Origin of the sequence: Metapseudomonas phytobenefica (assembly GCF_043392685.1) — a bacterium.
Classification (GTDB): domain Bacteria; phylum Pseudomonadota; class Gammaproteobacteria; order Pseudomonadales; family Pseudomonadaceae; genus Metapseudomonas.
Map to the genome: position 1 here is coordinate 74386 of NZ_JBHZGM010000025.1, position 6204 is coordinate 80589.

Consider the following 6204-nt stretch of genomic DNA (forward strand, 5'->3'; position numbering starts at 1 on the left):
GGACCAACCTACGGGGGGCTGTTGAAATCGCTCTCACCGTCGGCCATTGATGCCGGTCAATTTCGTAGAGGTTGAATCACCCAGAATCGTCCTTATCTAAGCTTCATCCCGGCGGGCTTTTCGTATCTGGCGCCGTCATTGCGCCGCCCGCTACCTGAAGAAAGGACGAAACCATGCGAATAGACCGTTTGACCAGCAAGCTGCAACTGGCGCTCTCCGATGCCCAGTCCCTGGCAGTTGGCCATGACCATCCCGCCATTGAACCCGTACACCTGGTACTGGCCCTGCTCGACCAGCAGGGCGGATCGATCAAGCCCCTGCTGATGCAGGTGGGCTTCGACGTGGCGGCCCTGCGCCAGGGCCTGACCCGTGAACTCGATCATCTGCCGAAGATCCAGAATCCCACCGGCGACGTGAACCTGTCCCAGGACCTGGCGCGCCTGCTCAACCAGGCCGATCGCCTGTCCCAGCAGAAGGGCGACCAGTTCATTTCCAGCGAGTTGGTGCTGCTCGCCGCGATGGACGAAAACACCCGCCTCGGCAAGCTCCTGCTCGGCCAGGGCGTGACCCGCAAGGCGCTGGAGAATGCCATCGCCAACCTGCGTGGCGGCCAGGCCGTGAACGATCCCAACATCGAGGAATCCCGCCAGGCGCTGGACAAGTTCACCGTCGACCTGACCAAGCGTGCCGAGGAAGGCAAGCTGGACCCGGTGATCGGCCGTGACGACGAGATCCGCCGCACCATCCAGGTCCTGCAGCGCCGTACCAAGAACAACCCCGTGCTGATCGGCGAGCCCGGCGTCGGCAAGACCGCCATCGCCGAGGGTCTGGCACAGCGCATCGTCAACGGCGAAGTGCCTGACGGCCTGAAGGACAAGCGCCTGCTGGCCCTGGATATGGGCGCGCTGATCGCCGGGGCCAAGTTCCGTGGCGAGTTCGAAGAGCGCCTGAAGGGCGTGCTCAATGAACTGTCCAAGCAGGAAGGCCGGGTCATTCTGTTCATCGACGAACTGCACACCATGGTCGGCGCCGGCAAGGCCGAAGGCGCCATGGATGCGGGCAACATGCTCAAGCCGGCGCTGGCCCGTGGCGAGTTGCACTGCGTTGGCGCCACCACCCTGGACGAATATCGCCAGTACATCGAGAAGGACGCCGCGCTGGAGCGCCGCTTCCAGAAGGTGCTGGTGGATGAGCCGAGCGAAGAAGACACCATCGCCATCCTGCGTGGCCTCAAGGAGCGCTATGAGGTGCACCATCAGGTGACCATCACCGACGGTGCCATCATCGCCGCGGCCAAGCTGTCGCACCGCTACATCACCGACCGCCAGCTGCCGGACAAGGCCATCGACCTCATCGACGAAGCCGCCAGCCGCATCCGCATGGAGATCGACTCCAAGCCGGAAGCCCTGGACCGTCTGGAGCGTCGCCTGATCCAGCTGAAAGTCGAGCAGGAGGCGCTGAAGAAGGAAGAGGACGATGCTGCCCTCAAGCGCCTGGAAAAACTGAAGGAAGACATCGCCCGGCTGGAGCGCGAATACGCCGACCTGGAAGAGGTCTGGAAATCGGAGAAGGCCGAGGTGCAGGGCTCGGCGCAGATCCAGCAGAAGATCGAGCAGGCGCGCCAGGACATGGAGGCTGCCCGGCGCAAGGGTGACCTGCAACGCATGGCCGAGCTGCAGTACGGCGTGATCCCCGATCTTGAGCGCAGCCTGCAAATGGTTGCCCAGCATGGCAAGGCCGAAAACCAGTTGCTGCGCAACAAGGTGACCGACGAAGAGATCGCCGAAGTCGTCTCCAAGTGGACCGGCATCCCGGTGGCCAAGATGATGGAGGGCGAGCGGGAGAAGCTGCTGCACATGGAAGATGGCCTGCACAAGCGGGTCATCGGCCAGCACGAGGCGGTCGTCGCCGTGGCCAACGCGGTGCGTCGTTCCCGCGCGGGCCTGGCCGATCCGAATCGCCCGAGCGGTTCCTTCCTGTTCCTCGGCCCGACCGGCGTGGGCAAGACCGAACTGTGCAAGGCGCTGGCCGAATTCCTCTTCGACACCGAAGAAGCCCTGGTGCGCATCGACATGTCCGAGTTCATGGAGAAGCACTCCGTGGCTCGCCTGATCGGCGCCCCTCCGGGTTACGTCGGCTATGAGGAAGGCGGCTACCTGACCGAAGCGGTGCGTCGCAAACCCTATTCCGTGGTGCTGATGGACGAGGTGGAAAAGGCCCACCCGGACGTATTCAACGTATTGCTCCAGGTGCTGGAAGATGGCCGCCTGACCGACAGCCACGGCCGCACCGTGGACTTCCGCAACACGGTGGTGGTGATGACCTCCAACCTGGGCTCCTCGCAGATCCAGGAACTGGTGGGCGACCGCGAGGCGCAGCGTGCGGCGGTGATGGATGCGGTAAGCGCGCATTTCCGTCCCGAGTTCATCAACCGGATCGACGAAGTGGTGGTGTTCGAGCCCCTGGGTCGTGACCAGATAGGCGGCATCGCGGAAATCCAGCTACAGCGTCTGCGCAAGCGCCTGGCCGAGCGTGAACTGAGCCTGGAGCTGAGCCCCGAGGCCCTGGACAAGCTGATCGCGGTTGGCTACGACCCGGTCTACGGTGCGCGTCCGTTGAAGCGGGCGATACAGCGCTGGATCGAAAACCCGCTTGCCCAGCAGATCCTGGCAGGCCAGTTCGCTCCCGGTGTCACCATCACGGCGAAGGTGGAAGGAGACGAGATCGTATTCAGCTGATGCGCAGCGAGTGTTGTAGGAGCGAGCTTGCTCGCGAAGCCTTTTCGCCAGCAAGCTGGCTCCTACAGCGATTCACCGGTGCAGAAAGGTGAGGGATAAGCGGCGTTCTTATGTGAAGGGCATTGCCGCATTGCGGGGCTGCTTCATGTTCAGCGGTTGCGCTAGGGCATGCGAATGGACTGCAGCAGGTCCTCAAGGATGATGGCCTGGTCTTCGGCCAGGTCGATGATGTGGAAGCCCGCCCAGCAATTGCGCTGGTCTTCGCCCATGCGGGTCCACAGGCAGTCCGCGCCCAGGCGGATTTCTTCCAGCCCTTCCACCCAGGTCAGGGGCACGAGCCGGCATTCCCAGACCGAGTCGGCGGCGAGCGGCAATTCGCTCAGCAGCATGAAACCGTCCATCGACAGGTCGACGATACGTCCCAGGCGCTGCCCTGAATGCAAGTCGAATACTTCCAGCTGCAGCTCGGCGGCAAAGCGGCTGTGCTGGCGACGTTCTTCCATGGTGAACTCCTGCTGCGGGCTCAGACGGTGCGGCCGGTAAAGCGTTGCAGTACCCGGTAGATGGCGCCCAGGGCGCGATCCATCAGCGGGGCCGTGCGTTCCGGCGGGACCAGGCGGACCAGTCCTTGCTCCATGTCCAGGGCCAGCTGGGTAATGGGAATGATCGCCACGCGCTGGCCGCTGTGGTCGACGAACATGTAATTGCGAGTGGTCGGGCTGAACCAGGACAGCTTGAGCGCCCGGGTCTGCGGGCCGTCGATGAACTCGAACCAGGTGCCGAACTCGACGCTCGCAAGTTCCTTGATCAGCGCCTGCGCGCGGCTGGACAGGCTGACCGGTCGCGGAGTATTGGCCAGTTCGGCGTCTTCCCCGAGCATCTCGCCGAGCCGGCTTTCCGGGAGCGGGCTTTCGATGCGTGCCGCCACCTGGGGTTGCTGCGACTGGACCGCGTGCTGGCAGGCGACCAGGTCCTGAAGCAGGCGCCGGATGCCGTCCTCGTGATAGCCACCCAGCAGTTCCAGGCCCTTGCGCAGGTCTTCCAGCATGGGAATGCGCAACTGTTGCAGGTGGGCCTGACCCTCGGCGTCCAGCGGCGTACCGCTCCAGGCCAGTTGCTCGGCGACTTCCACCGAGCGTTGCCATTCAACGCTGCGCTCGCCGTGGCGGAGCAGCACGAAGACCAGCACATCGGTCCAGGTGAGTTCGAGGAAATGCTGGATGACGCCGGGCAGCTCGCGTCCCGCCAGGCAGCGTCCCACGGTGTCGACGGCCTGCTGGCGGGCTCCCAGCAGCTTGTCGCGCCCTTTGGCGGCTTCCACGGCACGCTGCTCGCGCAGTTCCACCTTGTGCCGCAGCGTGCCGACGTATTCGTTGAACTCATCCAGCAGGCTGTCGAACAGCAGCAGGTCACCGCTGAAGCCATGGACGACGCGCTCCACGACCCAGTGAATCTTCGCCAGCAGGTCCCGTTCTTCCGTCTCGCTGGCGTAGAGCACGCCTGCCTGGGCCATGCTGTTGAGCAGGCGCCGGGCAGGGTGGTGGTGCTGGGTGAAGAGCGCCTTGTCCTGCAGCGCGACCTTCAAATAAGGCGTATGCAGGTGGGAGAGGGCGGTCTTGTAGACATCGGCGAGGTTATCGTCGTCGAGGATGAAGTCGAAGAGCATCCCCACCAGGTCGATCACATCAGCTTCGTAATCCGACAGCTTCTGCTGGCCCGGCAGGTGGCTGTGGCTTTCCAGTTGCTGGTGCAGGTCGGCCTTCAGCCCCTCGACGCGCTGCGGTTGGCGCAGTTTGCTGGCCAGGTCCTGGGCGGATTGCTGTTGCAGGCGGTTCAGCGCCTCCAGCAGTTCGGCCGCGCTGTAGGTGCGTGTCGCGCCGCGCGGGGCAAAACTGGAAATGCTCGGCGTACCGCCGGGCAAGGGGGCATTGCTGTGGTGCTGGCGGCGCTCACCCAGCAGGGAGGCCAGACCGCTGAACAGTTGTCCCGGGTCGCTGGGCGGCGCGCCGCTGAGGTCCAGCGGCCCGGTGGCTTGCGGCGCGGACGAATATTGCGTGGACTGTTCCGCCGAAGGCTTCTGGCCTGCGGCAGATGAAGAGGGGGTGGGTGCGCTGGGGGAGCGCTGCACGTTGTATTTCAGGTTGGGCAGCACGCCGGCCTGGATCAGCCGCTGGTTGAGTGCCTCGTAGACGCTGTCCAGCCCGAGCATCACGTGCTGGTCGAAGAGCATATAGAGGATGGTCTTGATCCGTAGCGGAAAGGGGCAGGGCGCCAGCGCTTCGCGGAAGGCCAGGGCAATGGACTGCGGCCCGAAGGGATTGTCGTCATCCCCCAGCTTGCGCCCGCCATTGAGCACCGCCAGGCGCTGGTCGAGGGCGAACAGGGATTGCGAGCAGCGCGCCTTGACCCGGCTGACCATGTTGGTGACCAGCAGGTTTTCCTCGTATTCGTCGTTTTCTATCAGCTCCAGGTCGTCAGCGTTCAATTCCCCGGCGCTCAGGGCTGGCTTGAGCTTGCCGCTGAGAAAATCTTCGAAGCTCTTGGCGATGCGCTGATGGTACGCGCGTTCTATTTGCGGGCGTTGCTTGCGGATATCCCGCATGCTGTCGAAGAAGAGCGTCTGGACCTGATTGTTCTCGGCCTTCTCGGCGCATTCGAACAGGGTGTCGTCCACATGGCTGAAAACACGGGTCAGATGCTCCGCCAGCCGGTTCATCACCAGCTTGCGGCAACTTTGCACCAGATCACCGAAGCGCGGCTGTATACCGCGGCTGGCCAGCGTCGTCACGGGGCCTGGAGGGGGTGGGGGTCGATCCTGATTGCTCATAGCCGTCCTGTAGAGAGACAGGCCGCGATCACGACCTGCAACGCTCTCGCTACGGCTCAGGTATAGCACTCGAGCGGTTTTCTGCAAATCATTGTCAGAATTCGTTTTTTTAGGGGTTGACAGCCTGTTCGCTATCCGTAAAATGGCGCGCCTCTGAAGCGCTAAAGCAAACAGCGAAGCGAAGCAGAGTTGGAAGATCGAAGTTCCGCGATAGCTCAGTCGGTAGAGCAAATGACTGTTAATCATTGGGTCCCTGGTTCGAGTCCAGGTCGCGGAGCCAACTTCCAGACGGGGTATAGCGCAGTCCGGTAGCGCGCCTGCTTTGGGAGCAGGATGTCGGGAGTTCGAATCTCTCTACCCCGACCACCTCAAATTTGGGTCGTTAGCTCAGTCGGTAGAGCAGTTGGCTTTTAACCAATTGGTCGTAGGTTCGAATCCTACACGACCCACCATACAAGACCTCCCGGGAGGTCCGAAGAAGCGGTAAGGCGAAAGCCTTACCGCTTTTTTGTGTGCGCCAGGCATGGCGCGTAGCGCCGTGACTGGCGCTGTTCGGTTCACTGTGGTGGTGAACTGGACGACTTGGAGGTGGAAGTCCTCTGCACGCCCGGCAAGGGGAAGTGCTAGCGGAAGGCAAGG

Annotated in this window: 3 protein-coding genes and 3 tRNA genes; 4 read left to right on the top strand and 2 right to left on the bottom strand. The window is 63.1% G+C overall.

The genetic code is table 11. The features are described from left to right. Positions 1 to 173: 173 nt before the first annotated feature. A complete protein-coding gene (gene clpB / locus ACFW0B_RS19020; RefSeq protein ID WP_449150555.1) occupies positions 174 to 2738 on the top strand; it encodes an ATP-dependent chaperone ClpB in 2565 nt (854 codons plus the stop codon). A 161-nt stretch (positions 2739 to 2899) separates the two neighbouring features. Here clpB and ACFW0B_RS19025 read toward each other — a convergent pair whose 3' ends face one another. Together ACFW0B_RS19025 and ACFW0B_RS19030 are read right to left on the bottom strand one after the other, a co-directional pair. After that, a complete protein-coding gene (locus tag ACFW0B_RS19025) occupies positions 2900 to 3241 on the bottom strand; it encodes a PilZ domain-containing protein (protein WP_449150556.1) in 342 nt (113 codons plus the stop codon). Positions 3242 to 3261: 20 nt separating this feature from the next. Further along, a complete protein-coding gene (locus tag ACFW0B_RS19030) occupies positions 3262 to 5811 on the bottom strand; it encodes a DUF1631 domain-containing protein (RefSeq protein ID WP_449150558.1) in 2550 nt (849 codons plus the stop codon). On the opposite strand from ACFW0B_RS19030, the gene ACFW0B_RS19035 reads away from it, so the two are divergent. The 3 genes from ACFW0B_RS19035 to ACFW0B_RS19045 all read left to right on the top strand — a co-directional run bounded on the left by ACFW0B_RS19035 (position 5770) and on the right by ACFW0B_RS19045 (position 6017). Further along, a tRNA-Asn gene (locus ACFW0B_RS19035) sits at positions 5770 to 5845 on the top strand. The genes ACFW0B_RS19030 and ACFW0B_RS19035 overlap by 42 nt on opposite strands. Before the next feature lie 9 nt (positions 5846 to 5854). Beyond that, positions 5855 to 5931, top strand: a tRNA-Pro gene (locus ACFW0B_RS19040). Positions 5932 to 5941: 10 nt separating this feature from the next. After that, positions 5942 to 6017: transfer RNA gene (locus ACFW0B_RS19045), tRNA-Lys, on the top strand. The last annotated feature ends 187 nt before the right edge of the window (positions 6018 to 6204 follow it).